The 26,338-nt window shown below is 50.9% G+C and carries 23 protein-coding genes; 12 read left to right on the top strand and 11 right to left on the bottom strand.

Annotated elements, in window-relative coordinates; genetic code table 11:
* The first annotated feature begins 122 nt into the window (after nucleotides 1-122).
* The 4 genes from N7386_RS20975 to N7386_RS20990 are packed head-to-tail and all read left to right on the top strand — an operon-like array spanning nucleotide 123 to nucleotide 5,707.
* Nucleotides 123-1,325: a metal transporter gene (locus tag N7386_RS20975; protein WP_279770840.1), complete on the top strand. Its 1,203-nt coding sequence runs from the start codon at nucleotides 123-125 to the stop codon at nucleotides 1,323-1,325.
* Nucleotides 1,322-2,350: a membrane fusion-like protein gene (locus tag N7386_RS20980; RefSeq protein WP_279770842.1), complete on the top strand. Its 1,029-nt coding sequence runs from the start codon at nucleotides 1,322-1,324 to the stop codon at nucleotides 2,348-2,350. The genes N7386_RS20975 and N7386_RS20980 overlap by 4 nt, the downstream gene beginning before the upstream one ends.
* Before the next feature lies 1 nt (nucleotide 2,351).
* Nucleotides 2,352-5,405, top strand: a complete 3,054-nt coding sequence (locus N7386_RS20985) for a CusA/CzcA family heavy metal efflux RND transporter (RefSeq protein ID WP_279770844.1) — start codon at nucleotides 2,352-2,354, stop codon at nucleotides 5,403-5,405.
* Nucleotides 5,402-5,707 carry a DUF3240 family protein gene (locus tag N7386_RS20990; RefSeq protein WP_279770847.1) on the top strand — a complete coding sequence of 102 codons (306 nt, stop codon included), beginning with the start codon at nucleotides 5,402-5,404 and terminating at the stop codon, nucleotides 5,705-5,707. The genes N7386_RS20985 and N7386_RS20990 overlap by 4 nt, the downstream gene beginning before the upstream one ends.
* A gap of 37 nt (nucleotides 5,708-5,744) precedes the next feature.
* Here N7386_RS20990 and N7386_RS20995 read toward each other — a convergent pair whose 3' ends face one another.
* The 8 genes from N7386_RS20995 to N7386_RS21030 all read right to left on the bottom strand — a co-directional run bounded on the left by N7386_RS20995 (nucleotide 5,745) and on the right by N7386_RS21030 (nucleotide 13,657).
* Nucleotides 5,745-6,380 (bottom strand): paraquat-inducible protein A, encoded by a 636-nt coding sequence (locus N7386_RS20995; protein WP_249556527.1) that lies wholly within the window; start codon nucleotides 6,378-6,380, stop codon nucleotides 5,745-5,747.
* Between the two features lie 104 nt (nucleotides 6,381-6,484).
* Nucleotides 6,485-7,675, bottom strand: coding sequence for an HD-GYP domain-containing protein (locus N7386_RS21000; protein WP_088212790.1), 1,191 nt, complete (start codon nucleotides 7,673-7,675; stop codon nucleotides 6,485-6,487).
* Between the two features lie 217 nt (nucleotides 7,676-7,892).
* Nucleotides 7,893-8,135: a hypothetical protein gene (locus N7386_RS21005; RefSeq protein WP_172590723.1), complete on the bottom strand. Its 243-nt coding sequence runs from the start codon at nucleotides 8,133-8,135 to the stop codon at nucleotides 7,893-7,895.
* Between the two features lie 7 nt (nucleotides 8,136-8,142).
* On the bottom strand, nucleotides 8,143-8,880 hold the full coding sequence (locus N7386_RS21010; protein WP_279770853.1) for a DNA-binding protein: 738 nt from the start codon (nucleotides 8,878-8,880) through the stop codon (nucleotides 8,143-8,145).
* A gap of 15 nt (nucleotides 8,881-8,895) precedes the next feature.
* Nucleotides 8,896-9,438 carry a core component of ECF transporter gene (locus tag N7386_RS21015; protein WP_279770855.1) on the bottom strand — a complete coding sequence of 181 codons (543 nt, stop codon included), beginning with the start codon at nucleotides 9,436-9,438 and terminating at the stop codon, nucleotides 8,896-8,898.
* Nucleotides 9,435-10,118 (bottom strand): energy-coupling factor transporter transmembrane component T, encoded by a 684-nt coding sequence (locus N7386_RS21020; RefSeq protein WP_279770856.1) that lies wholly within the window; start codon nucleotides 10,116-10,118, stop codon nucleotides 9,435-9,437. Before N7386_RS21020 ends, N7386_RS21015 begins: the two co-directional genes overlap by 4 nt.
* Nucleotides 10,108-11,472 carry an ABC transporter ATP-binding protein gene (locus tag N7386_RS21025; RefSeq protein WP_279770858.1) on the bottom strand — a complete coding sequence of 455 codons (1,365 nt, stop codon included), beginning with the start codon at nucleotides 11,470-11,472 and terminating at the stop codon, nucleotides 10,108-10,110. Before N7386_RS21025 ends, N7386_RS21020 begins: the two co-directional genes overlap by 11 nt.
* 1 nt (nucleotide 11,473) lies before the next feature.
* The gene (locus N7386_RS21030; protein ID WP_279770860.1) at nucleotides 11,474-13,657 is read right to left on the bottom strand and encodes a TonB-dependent receptor plug domain-containing protein; all 2,184 of its coding nucleotides are present in this window, start codon (nucleotides 13,655-13,657) and stop codon (nucleotides 11,474-11,476) included.
* A gap of 408 nt (nucleotides 13,658-14,065) precedes the next feature.
* On the opposite strand from N7386_RS21030, the gene N7386_RS21035 reads away from it, so the two are divergent.
* Nucleotides 14,066-15,424, top strand: a complete 1,359-nt coding sequence (locus tag N7386_RS21035) for an isochorismate synthase (RefSeq protein WP_279770862.1) — start codon at nucleotides 14,066-14,068, stop codon at nucleotides 15,422-15,424.
* Between the two features lie 8 nt (nucleotides 15,425-15,432).
* Here the strand turns inward: N7386_RS21035 and N7386_RS21040 are convergent, their stop codons facing one another.
* Entirely contained in the window at nucleotides 15,433-16,158 is a 726-nt protein-coding gene (locus tag N7386_RS21040) for an ABC transporter substrate-binding protein (protein ID WP_279770864.1), read from the bottom strand.
* Between the two features lie 242 nt (nucleotides 16,159-16,400).
* Between N7386_RS21040 and N7386_RS21045 the strand changes: the two genes are divergently transcribed.
* Nucleotides 16,401-17,060, top strand: coding sequence for a 7-cyano-7-deazaguanine/7-aminomethyl-7-deazaguanine transporter (locus N7386_RS21045; protein WP_039977624.1), 660 nt, complete (start codon nucleotides 16,401-16,403; stop codon nucleotides 17,058-17,060).
* A 99-nt stretch (nucleotides 17,061-17,159) separates the two neighbouring features.
* Nucleotides 17,160-17,627, top strand: a complete 468-nt coding sequence (locus N7386_RS21050) for a GNAT family N-acetyltransferase (RefSeq protein WP_011718785.1) — start codon at nucleotides 17,160-17,162, stop codon at nucleotides 17,625-17,627.
* Nucleotides 17,628-17,882: 255 nt separating this feature from the next.
* On the opposite strand, the gene N7386_RS21055 is transcribed toward N7386_RS21050, so the two are convergent.
* Together N7386_RS21055 and N7386_RS21060 are read right to left on the bottom strand one after the other, a co-directional pair.
* On the bottom strand, nucleotides 17,883-20,018 hold the full coding sequence (locus tag N7386_RS21055) for a cache domain-containing protein (protein ID WP_088212780.1): 2,136 nt from the start codon (nucleotides 20,016-20,018) through the stop codon (nucleotides 17,883-17,885).
* Nucleotides 20,019-21,401, bottom strand: coding sequence for a sigma-54 dependent transcriptional regulator (locus tag N7386_RS21060; protein WP_011718787.1), 1,383 nt, complete (start codon nucleotides 21,399-21,401; stop codon nucleotides 20,019-20,021).
* Nucleotides 21,402-21,685: 284 nt separating this feature from the next.
* Here N7386_RS21060 and N7386_RS21065 point away from each other — a divergent pair, with 284 nt between their 5' ends.
* Genes N7386_RS21065 through N7386_RS21085 form a run of 5 tightly spaced genes read left to right on the top strand, consistent with a single transcriptional unit; the run spans nucleotide 21,686 to nucleotide 26,332 of the window.
* Nucleotides 21,686-22,510, top strand: coding sequence for a substrate-binding domain-containing protein (locus N7386_RS21065; RefSeq protein ID WP_011624595.1), 825 nt, complete (start codon nucleotides 21,686-21,688; stop codon nucleotides 22,508-22,510).
* Nucleotides 22,507-23,214 carry an ABC transporter permease gene (locus tag N7386_RS21070; RefSeq protein ID WP_011624596.1) on the top strand — a complete coding sequence of 236 codons (708 nt, stop codon included), beginning with the start codon at nucleotides 22,507-22,509 and terminating at the stop codon, nucleotides 23,212-23,214. Before N7386_RS21065 ends, N7386_RS21070 begins: the two co-directional genes overlap by 4 nt.
* Nucleotides 23,215-23,217: 3 nt before the next feature.
* Complete coding sequence (locus tag N7386_RS21075; RefSeq protein ID WP_279770870.1) at nucleotides 23,218-23,925, top strand: energy-coupling factor ABC transporter ATP-binding protein; 708 nt, start codon at nucleotides 23,218-23,220, stop codon at nucleotides 23,923-23,925.
* Entirely contained in the window at nucleotides 23,909-24,502 is a 594-nt protein-coding gene (gene mobA / locus N7386_RS21080; RefSeq protein WP_279770873.1) for a molybdenum cofactor guanylyltransferase MobA, read from the top strand. The genes N7386_RS21075 and mobA overlap by 17 nt, the downstream gene beginning before the upstream one ends.
* Nucleotides 24,503-24,532: 30 nt before the next feature.
* Nucleotides 24,533-26,332 (top strand): bifunctional molybdopterin-guanine dinucleotide biosynthesis adaptor protein MobB/molybdopterin molybdotransferase MoeA, encoded by a 1,800-nt coding sequence (locus tag N7386_RS21085; RefSeq protein WP_279770875.1) that lies wholly within the window; start codon nucleotides 24,533-24,535, stop codon nucleotides 26,330-26,332.
* The last annotated feature ends 6 nt before the right edge of the window (nucleotides 26,333-26,338 follow it).

The following is a 26,338-nucleotide window of genomic DNA, read 5'->3' on the forward strand; positions in this document are numbered from 1 at the left end:
AAATCAATCAATTATTTTATGGGACATATGTACCATAGGCGGATTTATGATACAGGTCCCCGACGACTTTCAGCCGTCAATCCCTACACTGACAGCATTGTTTAATACCACAGAATCATGTCATGTCTGTCAGTTCGTCTTGTATCAAGTTATGTCTGTTGACCAGCTTAGTCGGCAGTAGTTTCCTGTGTCTTGCGGCGGAAGCCGAACTTTCCCAAGCGCTGTCGAGTAGCCAAGCGAGGTTGGCTCATATCACTTCGTCGAATTCCCAAGCGGCCAATTTAACCAGCTCGACCTGGCTCACAGGCCTGCCGAGTATTAGCTTAAGTCACCTCGGGAGTTTGGATAATAGTAACAGCTACGAGCAGGAACTCTCAGTCAATTTGCCATTTAAATCCCCCGCGCTACACAGCAGCGATAAGCAAATAAAACAGCTCGCCGAGCAAATTCATCAACAACAAACGGCGCTGCAAGGCTTGTATCTCTCAGGATTATTAAGGCAGAGCCTATGGGAATACCGCCTAAGCGAAGTCAAACTGTCGCAGCTTGAGCGTAAACAGCAGTTGCTCGATAAACTCCATCGCCAGCAAAAACAACTGACCGATGCCGGGGAACTGCCACAGGCCAACACTCTGCTGCTGGAGCGGGAAAGTGTCGATATCGCCTTAAGCCGCGCTGACATTCTGCAGCAACAAGCCCAATCTTTAGCCCTGTATCAACAGCTGACGGGCCAAGAACGGATGCCGAGCGCGATTGAGGAAACTGACCGCCTGCTTGGCAATGGCGCCGAGGCCTTAGCCCAACATCCTCTATGGCAATTGTTGAAGCTGCAACAACAGCAACACCTGCTGCTGATCCAAACTCAACAAGCGGGTGAGCGCGATCCCTGGACCGTCTCACTCACGGCAAAAAATACCGCAGATGCGGGAATGGATGATCAACAGTTAGGCATAGCCGTGTCAGTGCCGTTAACCTTGGGCTCGGCGCTGTCCCAGAGCGATTTATCCCAATGGCAACAAGCGAATACCGAGCAAAGCCTCAATCTTGACCGCAGCGCACTCGAGCTTAAAAACCAGTGGGATCAATTAGTCCGCCAACAAACTAACCTCGTCGAGCAACAGCGCCTACTCACCCAAGCGCTCGCCCTCAGCCGCACCATTACCGAGGAACTCGCCAAGGTAAAAGATCAAGATCAGGTGAGTTATGAAGTCTGGCTGCGCCGCTATATGGAGGCGCTCGACACCGAATCCCGCTTGGCGCTCAACCGCGTCAGCTTGCAACAACTGCATTCTCAACAACTACAAGCCTTAGGAATTTCATTATGATGGCCAAGTACGGCGCATGCCTTCTCTGTTTATCCGCGAGTGTTGTAGGTTCGGCGCAGGCCGAAAGCTTAGCCATTAGCGCCTTAGGCAATCTCGACCTCAGTTACACCCAGCCACAAAGAGTCGCCAGTTATGAGGGCAGCCCACTGCCCGCGCAGGTTGAAATCCTCCCCGGCAATGACTACTGGATCAGCACGCCCGAGAATATCCAGCAGGTGCACTTTCTCGTCGGCCAAGGCCAGCGCGTCAGTAAAGGCCAAGCGATAGTCAAACTCACAGGGCCAGAAGTGTTCCACTACCTCGCCCAAGTCGAGGCCGCGGCGAGCCTGTATCAACTCGCCAAGAGTCGCTATGAGCGTAACAAACCTTTGCTCGCCAATGGCAGCATTAGCGCCGAAAAATGGCGTGAGATCAGTCAGGACTATTTTACGACTCACCTCGAATACGAGCATATGCAGCACTTTATGGAGCGCGTCCACAGCACGGATGCGGCTACCGACTCTTTAGTGGTCGCCGCGCCCGTTGACGGTATCGTTAAACTCAATGCCATCAGCGGCCCTTATATGGCCGGGGAGCAGCTGTTTTCACTGGTGCCCAATAACAGCATCCGCGTCAAAGTGAATGTGCCCACGGGCCAGTCCCATTCCCTATCGGCCATCAACATTAATCAATGCCATATCGCAATTGAGTCACTGTCGGCGATTGCCGAAGGCGCCTTTGTCACGGCTTGGTCATCGGCGGTGCCGCAGGAATGTAACCTGTTGTTAGGTCAGCAAATGACTGTGGTTCCCGAGTATCAAAAAGCCGTGTATTTACTCCCCAAAAACAGTGTGTTTAGTTGGGAGCAGGACAGCCAAGTGTTCACTCTGTCCGATAATCAGCTCAATGCGCTAACGGTCGATATCTTAGGTTCGACGCCGGAGCAATATATTGTCGCCAGCGATCAAGATTTGAGTCAGCTGCAAGTCCTATCCCAGTCGGTTGCTGCGGTGAAAGGCATCATGCTCGGTTTAGGAGGCGAATAAGATGCTCACCTCTGTGATCCGTTTTTCGCTCACTCAGCGGCTCTTTGTGCTGATTGTGGCGCTGATCCTCATGTTGGCTGGCGCACGCGCTTGGTTTGCCATTCCCTTGGATGCCTTTCCGGATATTTCCCCAACCCAAGTGAAGATTATCCTCAAGGCTCCGGGCATGACGCCGGAGGAAATCGAGGCCCAGATTACTGTCCCGATTGAAACCGAGCTACTCGGCATTCCGCGGCAATCGATTCTGCGCTCGACCACTAAGTACGCCATTAGCGATATCACCCTCGATTTTGAAGAAGGTACGGATATCTATTGGGCGCGCCAACAGGTGAGCGAGCGCCTCACTGCGGTCTGGGACAGTTTTCCCGAAGGCGTGAGTGGCGGTGTGGCGCCCATGAGCACGCCGCTGAGTGAAATATTTATGTTTTCACTCGAAAACCCCAATCTTTCCCTGCTGGAGCGACGGCAATTACTCGAGTGGGAAATTCGGCCACTGCTGCGCACTGTGCCCGGCGTTGCCGATGTGAATATCCTTGGCGGTTATGCCAAGAGTTTTAGCATCAGCCCCAATCCTGCGGCTATGGCGGCTGCGGGCGTGAGCTTTGCCGCGCTGCAACAGGCGATTGTGGAAAATAATCACAACGAAGGTGCCGGTAAGCTCACCATAGGTACTGACACCATCATAGTGCGCTCCGAGGGACGCATCGATGATATCGACGAGCTCAAACAACTAGTGATCAAAGCCGATAATGCTAAGGTCTATCGCTTGCAGGATCTCGCCGATATCCAGATAGGCCACCTTGCGCGCTACGGCGCCGTCACTAAGGATGGCAACGAAACCGCCGAAGCCTTAATCATCGCCCTCAAGGACGCCAATACTGCACAAGTGGTTAACAATATTAAAGAAAAGCTGGCGCAAATCAGCCTGACGCTCCCCGAAGGCAGCCAGATAAATACCTTTTACGACCGCGCTAACTTGATCAATACCGCCATTGAGACCATCTCCAATGCACTATTCGAGGCCGTTGTGCTGGTCATCGTATTGCTGGCGCTGTTTTTAGGGAATGTGCGCGCCGCGTTAGTGGTGTCCCTGTCGTTGCCACTGGCCGCGCTATTCACCTTTTTAATGATGGATTACTTCAATCTGTCCGCGAACCTGATGAGCCTCGGCGGCCTCGTTATCGCCATCGGCATGTTGGTAGACTCCTCCGTGGTAGTAGTTGAAAACATGGTGAATTTAATCGCCACTAAACAGCGTTTGCCGCGTTTGCACTTGATCTTTCGCGCCACCAAAGACGTCGCCATTCCTGTGGTGTCGGGCACGGTTATCGTGATCATAGTGTTCTCGCCACTGCTTACCCTCAGTGGTTTAGAGGGCAAACTCTTTACCCCAGTTGCAATCACCATAGTGTTTGCCATGCTGTCGGCGCTGGTGTTATCCCTGACAGTGATCCCCGTGATAGCCTCGTACCTAGTCAACGAAAAGGCCGCGAAAGAACCTAAGGCCATCGAAAAGCTCAAGCATCTTTACCTTATCAGCCTAAAAGCCTGCTTTGGTTGGCAAAAACCTTTTATGCTTACCGCCTTTAGCTTGCTGATCGTCAGTCTCGGCCTGTTTAGTCTGGTGGGGAAAACCTTTATGCCGACCTTAGATGAGGGCGACATCATTCTCCAGTTAGAGAAATCCCCTTCGATTTCCCTCGACGCCTCCATCGCTATAGATAAACAGATCCAACAAACCCTGCTAAGCCAAATCCCCGAAATCAAGCAGATGGTGGCGCGCACCGGCGCCGATGAGATTGGTTTAGATCCCATGGGGCTGAACGAAACCGATGTGTTTTTAGAGCTGGCGCCCCGCAGCGAATGGCGTTTTGCGACCAAAGAGCAGCTTATCGATGCCATCCGCACTGTGCTGCTTAAATATCCCGGCGTGAACTTTAACTTTACGCAACCGATACAGATGCGCGTCTCCGAAATGCTCACTGGCAGCATTGGGGATGTCGCGATTAAAGTATTCGGTAATGATATCGAGACCTTAGGCAAACTCACCGGAGAGATAGAACAACTGGTCACCGCCACTCAGGGCAGTGTCGACGTTAAGATGGCGATGATTGAAGGCAGCCCCTTTATCAATCTCACCTTAGATAATGAGCTGGCCCGAGGGTTTGGGATGAGCACTATGGAGTTTGCCCGCTACCTCAAAAGCCAACTCGAAGGCGTGGTTGTTACCGAAGTGCTGCAAGGGAAGAAGCGCACGCCCGTGCTTATCGCCAATAATCAGGCGCAGATCAGCAATATTAACGAACTGCAAAATCAGTTATTGGTAATGCCAGATCATTCCCTAAAACGCCTAAGAGACGTGGCGGTATTGAGCTATAAACAAGGCCCTATCCTGATCGAGCGGGAACAGGGAAATCGCTTTTCGGTGATCACCACCAACGTCCAAGGGCGGGATATTGTGGGCTTTGTGGAGGAGCTTAATAGCAAAATCGCCAAGGAGATCAAACTGCCCAGTGGCTATAGCGTTAGCTTCGGTGGTGAGTTTGAAAACCAGCAGCGCGCCACCAGCAATTTATTGCTGGTGATCCCTATTGCTATCGCGCTGATCACTTTGATTTTATTCACCACCTTCGGCTCGCTGGCAAAATCGGGATTAATCCTCGCCAACATCCCGTTCGCCATGATGGGCGGTATCGTTAGCTTATATCTCTCGGGGGAATACCTCTCGGTACCCGCCTCGGTGGGCTTTATCGCCCTGCTAGGTGTCGCCGTGCTGAACGGCGTGGTGATGGTCAGTTATTACGAACAAACCAAATACTTATTCGGTAGCCTCAGGGAGCGAGTCGAACAGGGCGCCGCGCGGCGACTCAGACCCATTTTGATGACGGCCACCACCGCCATGTTTGGTTTGATCCCCTTAGTGTTCGCCTCAGGTCCCGGTGCTGAAATCCAAAAACCCTTGGCCATTGTGGTGATCGGTGGCTTACTCACCTCCACTATCACGACGCTGTATTTACTGCCCATGTTGTATTTTTGGCTGGAGAAACGCCGATGAGCACGGAACAACTGCTAGTCCTGATCGCCCAAAACGATATCAAGGACGATATAGTCGATACTCTGATTGAGTTGGAGTTTTTATCCGGCTTTAGTCTAGGCAATATTTGCGGATTTAGCCGAGAGCACAGCCATTTCAATATCAAGGAACAGGTGGAAGGTTATCGGGAGTTTTGTAAGTTTGAGATTATGCACCCCGCAAGCCAGCAAACCGCTTTGCTTGAGGCGCTAACAAAGGTGTGTAAACACAATCCCTGTCGTTATTGGATTATGCCCATCTATCAAAACGGCACGCTTTCCTAACGATAAAGGGCATACAGAACCTGCTGTATGCCCTTGACTACAGAATCGGGGTTGGACGACGCACTAAGTAACCACTGGCAATGGAGAGAATGCAGTAGGCGGTAAAGAAGTAGAATCCACTCTCAAACTGCGCCTTGGTCTTTAACATTTCGCCCATGCCACCCGAGGCATTGCCCGCCAAAAAGGTAATGATCAGAGCCACCACAAACACATCGGCCATAGACCATTTCGCCAGCGCAGAGACGATATGATGAATGCGCCACTGCAACGCAACCGAACTCACGGTTTGTTGTACCAACATTAGGCTGAGTTTCATGGCGGGGATAATGATACTAAACAGCATCACCAACCCAGCCACTAAGCCATTGCCGGTATTATATAATTCGGTGACTGTGCTCCAAATACTGCGTGTTTGCTGTAATACCTCCACTTCACCCTTGAGGTTATTCAGCCCCAATAGGCCACTGACCATATTCAACATGCCGCGGGCACTGTCACGCCCCGAATCCTCATCGAAGCTTTGTGCAACTTGTTCAATCCCTTGTTCAGTGAGTTTGGCCTTATCTATGCTGCCGTTGAGGCTCAAAATGGGCTGAGTCACGCCGGGAATTAACAGCGCCAAAGACAGCAGAATAACGAGAATGGGAAGAAGAGAATTGCGTACACTGTTCATAACAAAGCCCTTGGGAAATTTTGGCTCAGTGTACGGCCTTTCCCCTAATCTGGGCAATGAATGGCACCTGACATCATGGCAGATATCAGGTGCGGCAATAGGCATCAGTAGAAGGGTTTAGGATCGATATCCAGCGAGCTTGGCGACACACCGCGTTCAATATGCAGATCTGACTTGAGCAGATCGACCATAACCACCTCGGTATAACGTTTTGCTTTTAAAGAATAAAAACATTTTACGATCGGGTGTAATGCGTCCCTGTCCTTCGAGGCCCAGACGATACCCACGCGCCCGTCGGACAATTCGACCAAAGAGCCAACAGGATACACGCCGACACAGCGAATAAACTCGTAGACCAGCTCTTGATCGAGGTGGAATGGCGTCAGACTCAGTAGGATCTTAAAGGCCGCCGCTGGGCTCATGGCCTCTTTGTAGCAACGAGTGGCGGTTAAGGCGTCGAAGATATCGACGATACAACTCATGCGACCATGGAGCGGGATTTCCTCGGCCTTTAATCCCCGAGGATAGCCACGGCCATCGAGCTTTTCATGGTGCATCAGACAAACATCTTTACTGACCTGAGATAAGCCTTTTGTTTCGTTCATAATTTCAAGTGCATACACTTGATGCAGCTTCATATGTTCGAATTCTTCAGGGGTGAGTTTGCCAGGTTTGTGCAGAACTTTGTTGTCGACCTTGATCTTGCCAATATCATGCAAAATACCACCGACTGCCATCTCCCTGAGAATCGAACGGTCGAGTTTAAGGTATTTACCGAAAGTCACCAGCAGGAAGGCCACATTCACCGAATGCTCAAGCAGATAAGCATCCTTTGAACGCAGCGCTGACATGCATCTCAGCGCGTCTTCATCCAACAAGACCGATTCAATCATGCTGTCGGCTAGAGCCTCGAAGGGGGCAACCTCTATCGCTTTACCCTCAAAGGTTTCGGACAAGACTTTGCGGATCAAATCCTTAGCCTCTGTCAGAATGACCTGTGCCTGCTTTTGCTGATTCTCGCGGGTTGCTAACGGCTTTTTAACTCCTGCAGACCCATCGTTACTGGCTTTGCGCTTAAAACCGCAGTGTTCGGCCGACCGTTCAGTGTCGACCCAAACAAATTTGATCCCACTCCTCGTTAATTTAGCAATCGCATCCTTATGCTTGATTTGTCCTGCATTCGCAATCGCGAGCCGACCTTGATCACTTTTGTCTATCGCGCTGACAAACATACCCAGTGTCAATTGCGACACGGGCAATTTGATTAGGTCAACTGATTCTGCCGACTCACTCATATCTAGCAACCCCAAGGCATAGAGAAAATGACTGCTATTTACTACGCAGCTTGCCGCCCTATTGGGCATATTAGCTGTGACTTATCTCTTGGTAGTATAGGACAGTTTATCCTGCATTCTAAGCCGAGGGAGGGAAAAGCACCATATGCTTTGATGACGAGCATCAAAGAACCAGATAAAAACCAAGCAGAATGATGGGGTATTGCTCAACCAAAAGCTAATTGGTTAATAATACGGTATTTTTTAGCATCATACATTCGAAGCTTGTCACCATCCAACGACGATATTGGCAGTTATAGCAGGAGCGCATTTCATCATCGACCTGCTCATCTTCATCGTCGGGCGCAAAGCGAGAACACAGCTGTGCCGCTCGCCTCGCTTCAGGATATTGCTGCAAACCCGCTCGAAAAATCCAACGTTCGGTCTCGTATTCAAACTGGTTGAGAAGTTCTTGGTTCATCTTCACCTCAATAGTCCTGCAATGCTTGTTTGCCCGCATTACGCCACTGCTCACCGTCACGGCTAACTAGCAATACAAATTGATGCTCAAGATAAACGGCCTTCACTTTGCCTTTGAGTTGAACCTTTTCATTCGCCGCTAAACGGGTTTTATCTGTGCTCATTACCGCATCGAGGCCTGTTTGCTCGAGAATGTCTGCCACAGTTAACTCGAGGGACACTTCTTCAAGCTGACCGAGTTTGATTTGTCCCTTAACGCGCCCATCACTGCCCATTAAACGCAGCCCTAATCCCGCCAAAGCACCAATCACGCCCTGGCCAGTACCACCGTGCTCGGTGAGTTGGATCTGTAAATGCTCAGCAAGCTGATAAGCGGCCACTTTGGTGATCACTTCGCGCTTGGCTCTGAGCCCAAAGTCCATCAGCGCATTCACATCATAGTCGGAATCAACATCCAAAATTGCAATGCCAGGATCCGCCTTAGGCGCAGACTCTGCGACTAAATGCACGACCGCCAGACGATGGATCTCCGCCTGCGATAATGGCGACTGCAACGCAAAACACATGGCGCTGTTGTGGGAGGTGTAAGGAATATCAGGATGCACAAACAACTGATGCCGCGTCACAAAGGAAGCCTTGCCACCCGAGTGCTGCGCGAGCAAATGTGCAATCTCCTCGGCTATCTCGCCTGTTCCCTTAGTGCCAATGTCGTCGGTATCGTCGATACAAATAAGCCAATTTTTCATCGGTATTCCTAGCAATTAAAACTTGTCACGGTGGAGGAGATCATGGGCCTTAAGCCTATGCAGCACAGGCGGCACCAGCAAAGCACCTAAGGTGGCAAAGAATCCGCCCTTAAGCACGCTCGCGCCCCATTGGATAAGCACGACGTCGAAGGCCATGCCCGCCAACGCATTAGTGAGTGCAACTTTTACCGCCCAGGCCATACAACCAATAACGCCTAAGATCACGCAGCGCCAATGCAGGCTTAATGTGAGCGGTAGCAACAAGGCCACCAGATCCATCGCAATCGCCGGTAAGATAAACTTCAATAAAATCATTGGGCCGCCCTTGCCGACACCGAGCGCCATGGCGACTAAGCCTGCTATCCCGCCACAGGCAATCATGCTGCCGAAACGCCCAAGCACGCCGTAGCAAATCAAGTAGAAGAAGCTCATTAAAAACATGCTGTGACCTGAGATCCCAAGCTTAAGCCTTAACATTCCCGTCAAGGCCACCAGCAAGGTGGCGCAAAAACCAATAAACAACGAGTCCTGTAGACTCAGAGGGAGTTTTTTCTTCATTTTTTGTCTCTCGGTGAGTGCCAATGGGTGACACGCATACTCTTGCCAAAGTGACGACTCTGGGCCGCAATCGCCATCTGACGAGATAATTTAAGTAATTGGATTAATACGGGAAACAGCACGCAATACACTAGCTCAGGCCAGTTTTTGGGATTCCGCAACGCCTTAGGGGTAATGCGTGCGCCGCGCAGACATTGGATCTGGTAAATCTCGCGTACTTCGTCCGCCATAAAGGGCAGCAGACTCAAGGAAGCTGCCATCACAAAGGCCCATTTAGTTGGCAAAAAGGCACTTAACACTTCGCCGATACGCTCGGGCGCCGCCGTAATACACAACCACCAGCCGGGGATAGTCGCTAGAATAATCCGCCCGACCACCACGGCGCCTTGAGCCAAATGGCCAACCCCATAGAGCAACAGATACAGACTCAAGGTAATTGTCAGTTGAATCGCGCCGAGTTTAACCACCCCCATGATGCTGCCGCGGCGCGCTAAACCATGGAGCACGAGCAAGCCATTGATCGCCATCAGCGGCAGCAATAAATCGGCGGGTAACACAAAGGCGCAGGCAGAGAGCACACAGACCAACAATAGCGATAGCGCACATAGCGTAGTTTCTTGGCGTTCGCGACTCCAACGCCTGCGGGCTCGTAGTCGCCAGCGACGGCAACTAACCCACATAGCGCTCCTCCATCGCCATGGCGTCTTCCGTCAGCAAGCCATTGTGTAAACTGAGCTGCCTAGACACGGCACTATGCTCAACCACTCTGTGACTACTCATTAGAATCGCACAGCCCTGCGCCCTAAGACGCTTGAGCAGGAACCAGACTTTTCGGTAATAGTGCTTATCCATGCCAGCAAGCGGGTCATCGAGTAGCAGTACCTTAGGCTGCAAGCAGGCCAAGGATGCCAAGGCAACCAAATGCTGCTGCCCGTAGGACAATTTATGGGGAGATTGTTCCGCAAGCGCCATCAACTCGAGATCGAGTAGCATTTGCTCGGCACGCTCTTTAGGGAGTTCGAAACGATTCAGGCTAAACTGCATCTCGGCTAACACGCTGGTTTCAAACAGTTGTCGACTCGGTCTTTGGATTAATAATCCTAACTCGGCACCATAGATGCCCAATTTAGGTTTACGACCTAAGACTTTAAGCGGCAAACGCAGCTTTAGGTTGAGCATCCCGGCTAAGGATTTTAGTAGGCTAGTTTTACCCGAGCCATTATCCCCGACCAGAGTCACTATCTCACCCGCATGTAACTGAAACCCCTGCGGACAGCTAAACAAGGGCTGGCTACCGTCGAAACAGAAATCGAATGCCTCGGCGCTGACCAGCACTTTACCAACGTGAGCAGAACCCCAAGGTTTAACTGACGTATCAATCGGTTGAGTATCGCTAACTGTGTAGATGCCTGCGGATAAACGGCCAGCCACCAATTGCCAATAATGCTGGATAATCTCGGCAAACGCCGCCGCATTATGCTCCACTAACACCAGCGCCATACCTTCGGCAATAAGATTGCGCAGCACTACCAATAGCTCAGCCACACCCTGATCATCGAGCTGCGCCCATGGCTCATCGAGCAGCAATAAATGCGGCTCGCATACCAGCTGAGCGGCGATCATCAAACGGTATTTTTGGCCGAGGGAAAGAGTGCTGACTGGGGTATCGAGCCGCAGAAACAACCCAACGCGTCGCAGCGCTAACTGCACCTTAGGCAACATATTCTCGGCGGGAATGCCGAGATTCTCTAAGGCGAAGGCGACTTCGGCGCCCACGGTTTGCCTCAGTAGCTGAGTTTGAGGGTCCTGCATCACTAAGCCAGTGACCAGCTCGGGATGACGCCAAATATCACCCTCATGCGGGCGATTCTGCACACCCGCAAGCAGGTTTAATAGACTGGATTTACCCGAACCCGTCGGCCCGCTGACACAATGGCATTGACCAGCGCTAATCCCTAGCCTGACCTCCTGTAATACAGGAGTTAATTGGCTGCCATAGTTAAAGCTGACACCTTCGAGCTCGAGTAATTTCATCTTAAATTTGCCAGTTCACACCCACAAAGAACTGACGGCCAGCCTGAGGCAGGGCTTCACTCTGGTAGTAGTTCTCATCCAATAGGTTAGTGGCGCGCAGATAAACTTCTAACTTATCGGCGATCAGCGGCTGCACTAAGTTAATGTCCACTAAGGTGTAGTTATCCAGCGACTGTTGTTGATACTGGTTCTGCCCGTTCACTTTCACTTGCGTCGCATAAACCTGATCGAGGATACGCTCCACATTCAGGTGAATTTGCGTCTCGAAGGGGAACTCGTAACTCATCTGCCAGCGCAGCTGGTGACTAGGACGGTATTGCAGCGCATCTAAGGTATCGTCGCCTTCCATTTCTTTCGAATCTAAGAAACTGTAGGAGAAGCTCAGATCTAAATGCTCAATCGCATGGTTGTTAATTTGGAAATCAATCCCTTTGAACTCATAGCGCCCCATATTTTGGTAGAAACCATCGGTATCTTTGGCTATATAGTTCTTCGCATCCGTGTAATAACCGTAGAGCGAGAAGTCGGTGCTAGCCGGTAAGTTTTGCTCCAGACCCAGCTCGACATGTTTAGATTCTTCCGCTTCTAGCTCACTATTACCCGATGATTGCGAGTACAAGTTCACCATAGAGGGGAAACGCACTTTACGGGCCACACTCAGGCTCAAGCGTGAATCGGGTACCACCTGCCAGTAGCTAGAGGCCATTGCCGAGTAGTTATCATCCGTACCGTCTGAAGTATCGAGTGAATGGAAAGCCCCGCCCAAGGTGAAGCCATAGTTATGTTCTGACTGATACTGATATTCGGCCGCAGCAGTATATAACCATGCAGAATCGTTTAGGTTTTCAGCACCGCCGGAACCGCCACCGCTACCATTGCCAGAACCTGTTCCGCCACCGCTACCCGTGCCACCACCAGAACCTGTTCCGCCGCCGCTACCCGTGCCACCACCAGAGCCTGTTCCGCCGCCGCTACCTGTGCCACCGCCAGAGCCAGTTCCACTGCCGCTACCTGAGCCGCTGCCAGAACCAGACCCCGTGCCTGTGCCCGAGTTATTCCCCGTGCCACTGCCAGTATCGCTTGAGTAAGTATCGACGACTGACTTCCAACTCTGTTCTTCAGCAATCACAGAGGTGGTTAACAGCCCTGCCTTATGGAAATCGGTGATCAGCTGTAAATTGACCCCTTGCACCACGGAGCGGCCATCTTGAGTTTGCGTCAATGCCTGATAGGTTTCATCGGCATAGGCGGCTTCTAAGGTATCGCTTTGGTTGTGATAACCAAATCCACGCAGAGTAAAGGTATCGTCAAACTGATGGGCTAAGCCAAGCTGGAAGGTATGTGAATCGTAATCGTCGGTACGTTCATACTTAAGTTTGCCGCTACCAGTACCATCGCGGGCAGGTTTACCCCATTCACCATTGCGCAGCGCCATGTTGGCAATCAATTGGGTCTTATCCGATAACCAGTAACTGCCTTGGGCATAGACGTTGGTGACTTCTTTATCTGAGTTAGCACGTAGCTCACCGTCTTGATATTGGGTCGGCTCGAAATCGTTCGACATAGGGTAGCCATCGGTCTGTTGACGGCTAACACTCACCAATCCCTGCCAATCATCACCCGAGCCAGCGGCGCTGATATCGCCGTTGAAGGTATTGTCTTTGCCCGCTTCCAAGCGTCCAGACAGAGCAGGCGCAGTACTGCCCTGCTTAGTAATAATATTGATCACCCCACCGGCACCGCTTGGGCCGTACAGCACTGAGGTCGGTCCGACCGACACTTCAACCGAGGCAATTTGGCTGGTTGGGATCACGCTTGGGTCGAACTGGCCATCATCGGCACTGCTCATGGGCACGCCGTTCACCAGTAAAGTGACATGGCGTGTCTTAAAACCACGAATATCGACCCTAGGAGTACCATCACCGCCCACACGGATATACACCCCGGGCACATTCTTCAGTACTTGATCTAAGGTTTGCGCACCTAAAGCACGGATTTCGGCTTCGTCTATGCTCCAATGGGTGGTCGCCAATTGCTCGGCATCGGCACCTTCGCCATGGACGACAATGACTTCATTCACATTCAGCAGGGGATCGCGGGCGATTTCATCAGCGGAGGCGGTAAAACTCAACCCAATCGCAAGCGCTAAGGACGACACTCTAAAGGCGGTATTTCTGGTAATCATATTATTGTTGTCATACAGGAAGTTTAGGATGTGCCCCCTATTGTGGTCTGAGGAATTTCCGCCTCAACTGAAAAACAATCAAAAACCAACTCAGATCGACTAATTGCAACAAATGGAAAACGCCATCTGTCACAAAGAGACAAAATGTCCAACACAGACGACGGTATCGACAAAAAGACCCATCTAGGTCACATTTTTTAGCGTCTCGAAATGAGACTATGGCAAAAGTCACACACTCGTGGGTTGCATCTTGACACTCGCGGCCTCGGCCTTTAATTTGAGCGAAAGATTCTTATTTACACGTTCTCACCCACTTGGTGTAAATGACTTTAAAAAGAATGGATTAACTTATCGCTGACTGCCGGAACTTCAGCCACTACCTTCATCTCGTTACCTTTGGAGTTTTATTTGCCCGCTCACGCCCTGTCTGAAGACCTTAAGTCTCTCATCGACAAACTCATTCAATTGAAGCAGGTTCCACCGACGGAGCCGATAGTGCAGTTATCCTTAACAACTGTCTCTATCCCTTTGATTTCGTGGTTGGCATCCCAACACCAATATCCGCGTATTTACTGGCATGGGCGCGACAAGGTTGAAGAAGTCGCGGCGATTGGCGCCTGTAAAGACTTTAAGTTTGAAACCGGTGTCGACGATAAAACATTAGCGAACGTCTACGAACAGCAGCGCACTTTATCCAGCAATCCTGAGATCCGCTACTACGGCGGCGTGGCGTTTGACCGCAGCATCGAATCTTGGCCCGAGTTTGGTAACAGTCGCTTTGTGTTACCGCGTATCGAATTTAGGCGCAGCGACAATCAGTTCAGTTTACGGGTGAATCTGAACTTTGCCGATAGCACTCCAGAAGAGGAAATCAATCGCGCCATTGCCGCGATTGAAGCCGTGATGCCAGCAAGGCCTTTGGCACCACCGAATAAACTGACCCTGTTGAGTCGCAACGATACTCCCGACTTTCCACGCTGGAAAACCTTAGTCGAACAAGTGGTTGAGCCTGAGTTTAATCAAGAGACGCCCAAGGTGGTGCTATCGCGCCACACTGAGCTTGAGGTTAATGCGCAGGTTGACCCTTGGATGGTATTGGCCTGCTGGCAGGGGCGTAATCCCAATAGTTTCCAATTTGGCTTCCAATTTAGCCCAGATCGCACTTATATTTCCTGCTCGCCAGAGCGGTTATTTCGCCGTCGCCAGCAGGAACTGTTTACCGAGGCACTTGCCGGCACCACAGTACGTGGCTTAAACCAAGAGGAAGACACGGCGCTGGCCAACGCACTGCTCGAGGACAATAAAAACAGCGTAGAAAACCAGCTGGTTCGCCGCCATATCGTCAGCATGCTCTCCCCCTTGAGCCAACATGTGGGCGCCGAAGAAACCGCGACGATTTTTAAGCTAAACCATATTCAACACTTGCACCGTGCCATTCGTGCCGAGTTAAAGCTGGGGGTGAATGACTTCCAATTGTTACAGGCGTTGCACCCAACACCTGCGGTGGGTGGCCTTCCCAGACAGTCTGCAATGAACTTTATTCGCGAGCGTGAAGGCTATATGCGCGGCTGGTACGCCGGTGCCTGTGGCTATTTCAATAAGTATGAGAGTGAGTTTTCGGTGGCGATTCGCAGCGCCTTGATTGAACCCGGCAAGATCAATCTGTTTGCCGGAGCGGGGATTATTGCGGGTTCAGATCCCGAGGCGGAATGGCAGGAGCTGGAAAATAAGCTAGCGACGATTATGTCAATTTTGATCGAACTCTAGCAGCAAGCTCAATAGCCATTGGCCTTAGCCTCAGTGTAGAGTCGTTCCTGCTCACCGGAATCAATCAGCTTTTTATGTTCAATATCAAAATGTTGTTTTAACATCCGTCCTTTTTCCGTATTGGCAAAGGCGAAATAGGTTTCGGCGGTGAGCACCCCAGGAATAATCACAAACTGCTGCGGCGCCTTCAATTGGGGGACGAGAGTCTCCATATTCTTTCTGTAATCCAGCACGGCATCGGTTCGTCCCGCATTCACACTATTTAGCATGCTTAAGATGTCGCTGCCTTCCTCATAAAACATCGGGATCGTCGTCAGCATGTTATAGCGATAGGCCAGCATGGCCTGCACTTTCTTGTGGGATAAGCTCTCCATCCCCGACCAAGTCGCCGCAATTTGTGAGGTAACAGCAGCATCGATAGAATCGAGTTCAACGGGATTTTCACTCAGTAGGCTGTTTTTCACATCCCCCTTGTAAACACTGAGGATCATATCCACTCTGCTGGTTTCAACCATATAAAGCGTGCGGGCAAAGGGCATAAACTGCACATCGAGTTGCCAATCGGGAGCAGGAAACGCCTTGCGGAGAATATCGAAGTAATAACCCGTCTCATCAGGATTGGAGAAACCCTGCCACGAAGCGGTGACCAGATGAATTACCACGGGCTTAGCTGGTGTCGCGTAGGTACACAAACTCAATAAACTAAAACACAAGGCCGCAAGAAATGATCGCATCGCGTTCTCCTCCCATTTCTTAACAGTGTAGGATAATTTCCCTGCCTGTGCTGTGACCTTATCTACCACTTCTCCTCGAGACTTAAGGCTAAATTGCTTGGAATATAAACAGTAAGCTTGCATCTTCGAACCTGGTCACTATAATGGCGACCCCGATTTCAGCACGCTGATATTGGGTAAAATAACAACAGATCATTTAGCGGGTTCCCTCACCCCGCCCTACACAACTAAAAAGGCCACATATGTTAATGTTAACCCCTGCGCAGCTTCGCCGCGCACTCCTGCTATTAGTGGGATTTCACATACTGATTATTTGCGTCAGCAACTACTTGGTACAACTACCGTTTCAATTGTTTGGTTTTCACACCACTTGGGGCGCGTTTAGTTTTCCCTTTGTCTATCTGGCGACCGATCTCACAGTGCGCATCTTTGGACAAACACCTGCCCGTAGCATCATTCTCAAGGCCATGGTGCCCGCGTTGATGATTTCCTATGTCATGGGTGTGGTATTCCATCAAGGCAGCTTCCAAGGGATTGATTCCTTAAGCCAATGGAACACTTTTGTGTTTCGCATCGCCTTCGCCAGCTTCGCGGCTTATTTGATTGGCCAGCTGATGGATATCACAGTCTTCGCTCGCCTACGCCAGAGCCGTTCTTGGTGGGTCGCGCCTGCGGCATCGACCATTGTCGGTAACTTAGTCGACACCTTAGTGTTCTTCAGTGTCGCTTTTTATGCCTCAACAGACAGCTTTATGGCGGCCAACTGGCCCGAAATCGCGGCCGTGGATTACAGCTTCAAGTTACTCGTGAGCTTAGGGTTATTCCTGCCCGCCTACGGCGTCCTGCTGAAGGTCTTACAAGACAAGATCTTGCAAACCAGTCCACAAAAATCATTTTCCTGACTAACTCAACTGGCCAGACCTGTTATAATTTGAGCAGTTTTTTGTTCAGCCCCACTGTGTTTATGCACATTTGGGGCTGATTTTCTGTGAGAGAAAATTATGTATTCAATTGAAATCAAAGCACTGACAGCTCTGACACCTGAGTTGACCACGCAGCTTATCGAACTGAGCAAGCAAATCCCTGAACTCGATCGCCCTCTGACCAGCGAAACACTGGCTGAACGTCTCTCGGATAAGACTTGCTTGATTCTCTTAGCCTATGTGGAAGGTGAATTGGCAGGCTTTAAGCTGGGATACGAACAGGCTGATGCCGTGTTTTACAGTTGGTTAGGCGGTGTTGCGACCGACTTTAGACGTTTAGGTCTGGCACAAAGCCTATTGGAATACCAAGAAACCTGGGCGAGCCGCCAAGGCTACAAGCTGATCCAGGTTAAGACCATGAACCGCTTCCCCGCTATGCTCAATCTGTTGATTAGAAACCAGTACTTGATTACTGAACTGAAGGCCGATCCGCAAAGCCTGATCGACCATAAACTGCATTTAAGCAAGTCGATTGCGACTGCTTAAAGGCGATTTACATAAAAATGTGTATTTTTTGCGAGAAATAGCTTGCAAACCTAATTGAGAATGATTATCGTTAACTTGCGTTCCAAAACTCATCTTTAACACGGATGACTGGTAATCTGACGTTGTTAAAGTGCTCCTGAGTTTGCAAGCACGACATTGCTCACACACACTCTTTTGTGGCCGGATTCATCATCCGGCTTTTTTTTGCTTTTTATTCAGTGAATCAATCTCATAGCGTTTTGTGCAGAGTCGCTTTTAAGATGACATTTCGGTGCTTTGGCCGGAAAAATGTAAGCCATCGTAGGGGTTGTTTTGCTGATCTTCCTTCGCCTCATGGTACAAACCAATAGTGAAGATAGACCCCTTACCCAGTACAGAACTCACTTCTATGGTGCCGCCGATACGCTTGATAATGCCGTAACTTAAGGATAATCCAAGGCCTGTGCCGTCTTTACGCGTGGTGTAGAAGGGATCAAAAATCCGCCCTAGCTGCTCAGGCGCAATCCCAGAGCCTTCGTCCTCGACCTCAATTTTCACCCCAATCGGCATATCTTGCTGCAGCCAATCATAGGTTCGCACCCAAATCCTGCCCTTACCGTCCATCGCATGGGCGGCGTTCACCACAAGGTTAATCAGCACTTGCAGCAACTGTGGACGGTTAACCTGTACTGGGCAACTGGCGTTCAGTTCAGTTATCAGCACCACTTCTTGTTTTTGAATCGAGTGCCGTACTAATACCAGCATTTCCTCGATGATAGGCGTAATAGGATGCATCTCTAAGGGAGCGTTAAACTCACCAGGGCGACTGTATTGCAGCAGGCTGCGGATAATAGTGCTAATGCGGCCAACCTGTTGGATAACAAGGTCGATTTCTTCTTTTACCGACTCGGCATTATCTCCAAGCTCATAACGCAGCAGCTCCATATTACCGAGGATCACCGCCGTTGGATTATTGATCTCATGGGCAATCCCTGCGGTTAGCTCACCCAGCGCAGTTAACTTTTCATTGGTCACTAACTGCTGACGAGTCTCATTGAGTAGCGCCACGTTGCGCTGCAATTCCAAAGTCTTATCCTGCAGGCTACGAGTCCGCTCCTCGACCTTCATCTCGAGTTGTTCGGCGGCGGCTTGGATTTGCGCGTTGCGCCGCTGCAATAAGTCGAGCATACGGTCGAACTGCTCGGCAAGATTCGACAATTCGTTATCCCTGTCCAGCCCCAAGGCGCCAATACGCACATTGCGACCAGACTGCACCGCTTGCACCACATGGTGAATGCGCTCAATCGGTTGCAACAAGCTGTAGGCACCGCGGTACACCAACAAGCCGGAGATCAGCAGCACCAGCATCAGAATTGTGCCTAGTTCTATGATATTAAGCAGGTAGTTATGGATAAAGGGCGACTCAGAGAATCCGGTATAGATCATACCGACACGTTGCCCGCGGATATCTTCTAAGGGGGCATAGGCGGAAATAAACCAATCATTAAACACGAAGGCGCGGTCGACCCATAACTCGCCGTGATTCAGCACTTTTTCGCGCACTTCTTCCGACACTAAACTGCCGAGCGCCCGCCCTTGGGTTTCATTCGGCTGTGGAAAAAAGTGCAAAGGCACGTTGGTGGAAACGCGAATATTGTCGAGGAAGATGGTCACAGTACCAATGGAACGCTCCGGCAGCGTGCCCTTGTCGTAGACGAGGTCGCGGATATGGTCGACGATGCGGGTATCCCGATTAAACAACACACCACCATCGAGATACCAAGCCACTTTGCCCTCAAAGTCGGGAATAGGTAGCAAACTGCGGCTCAGTAAACCACGGTCTTCCACTTGCTTATTCGGGCTCTGCGCCCGCAATGTCGCCAGCAGTGGGATCGCCGCCCTTTGGGCTAAGTCTGGGTCGATGCGGGCTAAACGATCGGGCGATAACACCATCAATCCCGAATAGGGTAAGAGCCCCCCCATTTTCGGTAATATTTGCCGTAAATCCGGGTCGGACGCCGCTTCGGCAACACTCACAAGTCGCAAGAAGTCTAAATCGAGTTGCTTTTTCTGCTCATTCAGAAAGGTATCTATGCTCGCCCTGTGGGCCAACTCACCGCTAAGAATGGGCCGAAAATCATTTTGAAAAGTCCATGAGGTCATCACTCGTTCGAGCTGTTTCTCCTGACGAACTTGCACCTGTTGCAGGGTATTTTCAGCCACAGCCAGATCGGCTTTTACTTTCATAAACAGTTGCTTGCCTGTGTAACTGATATTCCAGTAAATCGTGATAAACACTAAACTCACCAAGGTGAGCAAAATCGGCAGCAAGGTGAGGATCAGAATGCGATAACGCACTTTGGCCTGCATTTGCTGCCAACTGACACCAAAAAAGTGAGTAAAAAACGACACTTAGAACTCCTGCTCGTCGCTAACGTCAAACCACTCTTTATACTTGCGATCTAAGGTCTTACGGGAAACGCCTAAGTCCCTCGCCGCCGCCGATTTATTGCCAGAGTGCAGATCCACCACGCTGGTCACATGGTGTTTTTCCACTTCTTTCAACGGCCAATCTAAGGGATAACCTTGGGAGGCCGAAGACTCTGTCTTCACCTGTTGTTTCCAGTATTCCGCTGGTGGCTTGCCGAGCAGAATGCAGCGTTCAATCATATTGCGCAGTTCACGGATATTGCCTGGCCACTCGTGCTGTTGCAGCTTCACCATATCCTCATGGCTCCACACGACTTCGCGCACACCCAATTCGGCTGCCAATTGACGAGTAAAGTGATGGGTCAATTCGACCACATCTTCCGGACGCTCACGCAGGGGAGGAATTAAAATATCCAGCACATTTAATCGATAATAAAGATCACGACGGAAGTTACCCGCCTCGACTTCATCCACCAGCGTGCGGTTAGTGGCCGCAATCACCCGGACATCGATATTCACTTCCTTCTCACTGCCGACGGGGCGAATCGCCTTCTGTTCTAATACCCTGAGCAGCGCTGTTTGCATCTTGAGCGGCATCTCGCCAATTTCATCGAGGAAAATAGTGCCGCCGGAGGCAAAACTGAATAAGCCTTCGCGATTTCCCTTAGCGCCAGTAAATGCCCCTGCCGTATGGCCAAAGAGTTCACTCTCCAGTAGTTCTGGCGCGATAGAGCCGCAGTTAACGGGCACAAATGGCCCTTGGCGGCCGCTGAGTAAGTGTAATTGGCGCGCGACCAGCTCTTTACCCGTGCCCGATTCGCCTTGAATTAACACCACGGCATTGGTCGGTGCCACGCGCTCAATCACTTGCTTGACCGACTTCATGGCCTCGCTGCTACCGATAATGGTGGAGGAATAGCCGATAGAGACTTCACGGCGCAGCATTAAGTTTTCACGGCGCAGCAAACGGCGTTCAATACAACGGTCAACCGCCGACATCATCTGCTCGAGGTGGAAGGGCTTCATAATAAAGTCTGAGGCACCAGCCCGCAGCGCTTTAATCGCGACTTCTAAATCCGCATAGCCTGTCATAAAAATCACATCGGAGCGGCGGCCTTGTTCATCTAAGGCTTCGTGCCACTCGATTCCCGAGCGACCCGGTAAACGGATATCGACAATCAATAGGTCGAAGTGGCAGCGACTACGTAACTGCTCAGCATCTTCAATACTGCCCGCCGTTTCGACTAAGGCGAATTTTTTCGAGAGCGCCTTATTCAAAAAGCTACGCATCCCCGGCTCGTCATCGACGATCAGGACAGACACAGCGGAAGGAAGGGGCTTGAGGTTATTATCTATCTGGCTCATAGTGCTCACTTCTGGACATTTTGACTCAATTGCGACCAATTCTAGCATTGAAACTAGACAAATAGGTCACTATGAACCATAAGAAGCATGCGCTGAGACAATTTGTCTGCAAACTATTTGTTGAGCCTGAGATCAGGGTCACAATTTAGATCAAGCTGTGAACGTAAATGCGTCATTGTTGGTTTGGCATCCTATTTGCTTTCAATCGAACGCATTACAATTTACGGAACCTCCCACTCAGTAGGCAATTGAGTCGGAACCCTATTTTTCGCCAAGGAGTATCCATGCTAAACGTGAAATCCCATATGAAGTCATTACTGGGCCTGGTTGTTGCAGCCAGCATGCTCACAGTGTTACCCGCTCAATCGGCTGAAGTGATCAAGTTAGCCACCACCACCAGTACTGAAAACTCAGGTCTGCTAAAAGAATTACTGCCTAAGTTTGAAAGTGAATCAGGCTACAAAGTACAAGTTATCGCAACGGGTACGGGTAAAGCGCTGAAACTGGGCGAGCAAGGCGATGTGGATTTAGTGATGACCCACGCCCCAAGTGCTGAAGCAAAATTTGTTGCCGACGGTTTTGGTGTTGAGCCACGTGGCATTATGGAAAACGATTTCGTGGTGTTAGGTCCTAAAAACGACCCAGCAAAACTACGTGAAAGCAAAACTGCCGAAGAAGCCTTCGCGAAAATCGCCAAATCAGGCTTACCTTTCGTCTCTCGTGGTGACAACTCTGGCACCCACATCAAAGAGTTAGAAGTATGGAAAGCCGCAGGCGTGACTCCTGACTTCAAAGGTTACACTTCAGTAGGTCAAGGCATGGGTAAAACCCTGCTGATGGCAAACGAATTACAAGGTTACACTCTGTCTGACCGTGGTACTTTCGTGGCGTACAAAACTAAGCTGGACTTAGGTGTCGATTTCGATGGCGGTAAAACCCTGGCGAACCCATACCAAGTGATTCTGATCAACCCAGCTAAATACCCAGATCTGAACCACAAAGGCGCCAAAGCCTTCAGTGACTGGCTGATCAGCAAAGAAGGTCAAGCCATGATCAACAACTTCAAAGTTGAAGGCGAGCAACTGTTCAAGGCAACCTATAGCGAATGAGCGAAGGCTGGCTAGCACTGTTACAGCAGGCGTTAAGCCTGCTGTTTTCATTGGACCCCGACGTTTGGTCCATCATCTCTGTCTCGTTTTCGGTTTCTTTCGCGGCGCTGCTCATCACCTTAGTCCCCTCTATGGTGCTCGGTTTTGTGTTGGCGTTTGCCCATTTCCCCGGAAAGTGGTTTGTCACTAACTTAGTACAAACATTGCAATCGATCCCCACGGTCGTTATCGGCCTGTTGGTGTATCTCATCTTGACCCGCAACGGCCCGCTTGGGGATTTAAAGTGGTTGTTCACTCAAGAAGGGATGATCCTCGGCCAAATGATGATTTGCGCCCCCGTGATGATAGCCATGAGTCAAGCGGCCTTCACCAGTGTCGATCGCCGCGCATGGGAAACCTCTCGCACCTTAGGCGCCTCTTGGTTTAGCGCGGTCTGGACCGTGTGCCGCGAACTGCGTATGCCATTATTGCTGGCGATCGTCGCGGCCTTTAGCCGTATTCTCACCGAAGTCGGCTGCTCTATGATGGTCGGCGGCAACATTTTAAACGTAACACGTAATATCCCGACGGCTATCGCACTGGAAACCAGTAAAGGCGATTTCGCCCAAGCTATCGCCCTCGGATTAGTGCTGCTAATCTTGGCCTTGATCCTCAACTTTGCCTTAGGTAGTTTACGCGGCAAAGAAACGCCAAGGAGCCATTAACTTATGACCCAAGCCAAACTGATCGCCCGTGACTTGGAAATGTCCTTTGGCCCGCGCTTATTATTCAAAGCCCATAGCCTAGAGTTGTGCCAAGGGAACGTCATTTATTTGCAGGGTGACAACGGCTCGGGCAAGTCGACCCTGATGAAGATCCTCGCGGGTTTACAGCCGCCATCTAAGGGCAAGATTGAAGTCAGCGGCTTTAAAAAGGACGCATGGTGGACACGCAACTCTTTGCTGGGCAAAGCCGTTTACCTCCACCAGCATCCCTATCTATTCGATGGTACAGTCAATTACAACCTGACCTACGGCTTACCCTTTGCGGCCTCAAAAACCGAAGCCAAACGCAGAATTGGCCAAGCAATTGAGATGGCGCAACTAGGCTCGCTATTACAGGCCAGAGCCAGCAATTTATCCGGCGGCGAAAGGCAACGACTCGCCATCGCCCGAGCTTGGATTTTGCAGCCAAAGTTACTGATGCTCGATGAGCCGACCTCCAATATGGATAAGGACTCCCAAGCCTTAGTGCTGCAAATGATCCAACAGCTCAAACAGCAAGGAACGGGAATGCTATTAAGCAGCCACCAAAACTGTGCGCTCACCGCCATTTGCGAGCAGCAGTGGCACATTGAAGACCAACAGGTGATAACCTCCCGTCAGCAAACGCCCACAAACTCCACACAGGGATCTTTATATGTCGTTGCAAATTGATGCCGTAATTCTTGCCGGTGGTATGGCGCGCCGTATGGGCGGGGACGATAAAGGCCTCGTCGAGCTAAACGGCAAGGCCATGATTGAACACACTATCGAGCGGATAAAACCTCAGGTTAAGGAGATCCTGATCAACGCAAATCGTAACCAAACACGTTATGCTGAGTTCGGTTTTACGGTGTTGAGCGATGAGCATACTGGGTTTCTCGGCCCCTTGGCGGGCATGATCACTGCTATGGGTCACACCCAAGCAGACTATCTGCTCGTGGTGCCCTGCGATTGTCCGCTGCTGCCGCGGGATTTAGTCGCCCGTTTATTGGCCGCCATTGAGGCAAACAATGCTGAACTTGCCGTTGCCAGCGATGGTGAGCGTGAGCAGCCGGTGGTGATGTTACTAAAGCCGAGCCTGCGCGAGTCGATGACCGCCTTTCTCGAAGCGGGTGAGCGTAAAATTGATTTTTGGTATGCAAAACACCGCTTTGCCGTGGCGGCCTTTGCCGATCAACCCAATGCCTTCGTCAATGTGAACACGCCAGAACAAAAACAACGACTGGCTGCAGAGATAAACCAAAGCTAAGGCTTCAAATTTCCTAGATTAGAGGTGCAAATGAGTACTCCCTTCGTCAATCCGCTATCTATTCCCGTTCTCGGATTTTGTGCCTATAGCGGCACGGGGAAAACCACCCTACTCAAGCAATTGATCCCCGAATTAAATCAGCGCGGCCTGCGTCTGGCGGTGATCAAACATGCTCACCACAATTTCGATGTCGATATTCCCGGTAAAGACAGTTACGAGATGCGCAAAGCCGGTGCACGGCAAATGCTAGTCGCCTCCCATGTGCGTTGGGCGCTAATGACCGAAGATGCCCGCGATGGCGACCCAGAGTTAGTCCACCTACTCAAGCAAATTGAAGCCGATAAAGTCGATATCGTCTTAGTCGAAGGCTTTAAAAAACTCACATTACCGAAAATTGAGCTGCACCGCGCCGCCCACGGTAAGCCGTTTATCTATACCCAAGACGACAATATTCTCGCCATCGCTTGCTGTGATGACACAGAGCTGCCGAGCGAGCTAAGAAGACTCGACCTTAACAATGTCGCGCAAATTGCTGACTTTGTGATGGAATATGCCAATAGCTGGCAAGCACCCAACCCCGCATTACCAATAGCGACTGTCGATGCCTGCACCTTGGGCAGCGATAAAAACCTCAGCGTGAGCCAAGGCTTGGCGCAGATTTTATCCCATGTCGCCCCAGTCTCTGAGGTGGAAGAGGTAGGTTTAGATGCGTTAGATAACCGCGTGCTCGCCCGCGACAGTATTTCGCCCGTGGATGTGCCGCAACAAACCAACTCGGCGATGGATGGTTATGCCTTCGCCTATCAAGATCCGCTGCCTACAAGCTTTACCTTAGTCGGTGAAGTCTTAGCTGGTCATCAATATTCGGGTACACTCAGAGCGGGTGAAACCGTGCGCATTATGACGGGCGCGCCCGTACCCGCAGGCGCAGATACAGTTCAACCTCGAGAGCTGGCTAACGAGGCCAATGCCAAGGTCAGTTTCGATGGCCGTATTCAACAGGGCCAACACGTTCGCCTTGCGGGTGAAGACATAGGCCAAGGCCAAGTTGCCCTCACCCAAGCCACACGCCTAAGCGCCGCCGAACAGGGCTTATTAGCCTCCCTCGGCCTTGACCGTGTAACGGTTTATCGTCGCCCGACCGTGGCCGTGTTCTCAACCGGGGATGAAGTCAGCCAACCCGGCGAGGCTTTGAATCCAAACTGTATCTATGACTCGAACCGTTACACCATCAAGGCGATGGCAAAACGTTTAGGTTGTGAAGTCATTGACTTAGGTATTATTGAAGATTCCGAAAGCGCACTCGAAGCGACCTTAACCAAAGCCGCGGCGCAGGCCGATGTAGTGATCAGCTCAGGCGGTGTTTCCGTTGGCGATGCCGACTACATCAAGGCCGTGCTGGCACGCCTTGGCAATATCGACTTCTGGCGGATCAATATGCGCCCCGGTCGCCCACTCGCCTTTGGTAAGGTCGGTGATAGCCTATTCTTCGGCTTGCCCGGCAATCCGGTGGCTGTGATGGTGTCGTTCCTGCAATTTGTGCAACCTGCGCTTCGTAAACTCGGCGGTGAAACAAACTGGCAGGCGCCGTTATTCCCGGCGATTACCGATGAAACCCTGCGTAGCCGCACGGGCCGTACTGAGTTTATCCGCGGAATTTATCGCCTCGGTAATGATGGCAGGCTGCACGTAACCAGCACAGGTAACCAAGGTTCGGGCATGCTCAGCTCTATGGTCAAAGGCAATTGCCTTATTATCATTGGAGATGATGCTGAGGCGGTGAATGCGGGTGAAACCGTGTTTATTCAACCTTTTGCCGATCTTCTATAAGAGCCA

Origin of the sequence: Shewanella sp. GD04112, from assembly GCF_029835735.1 — a bacterium.
Classification (GTDB): Bacteria; Pseudomonadota; Gammaproteobacteria; order Enterobacterales; family Shewanellaceae; genus Shewanella.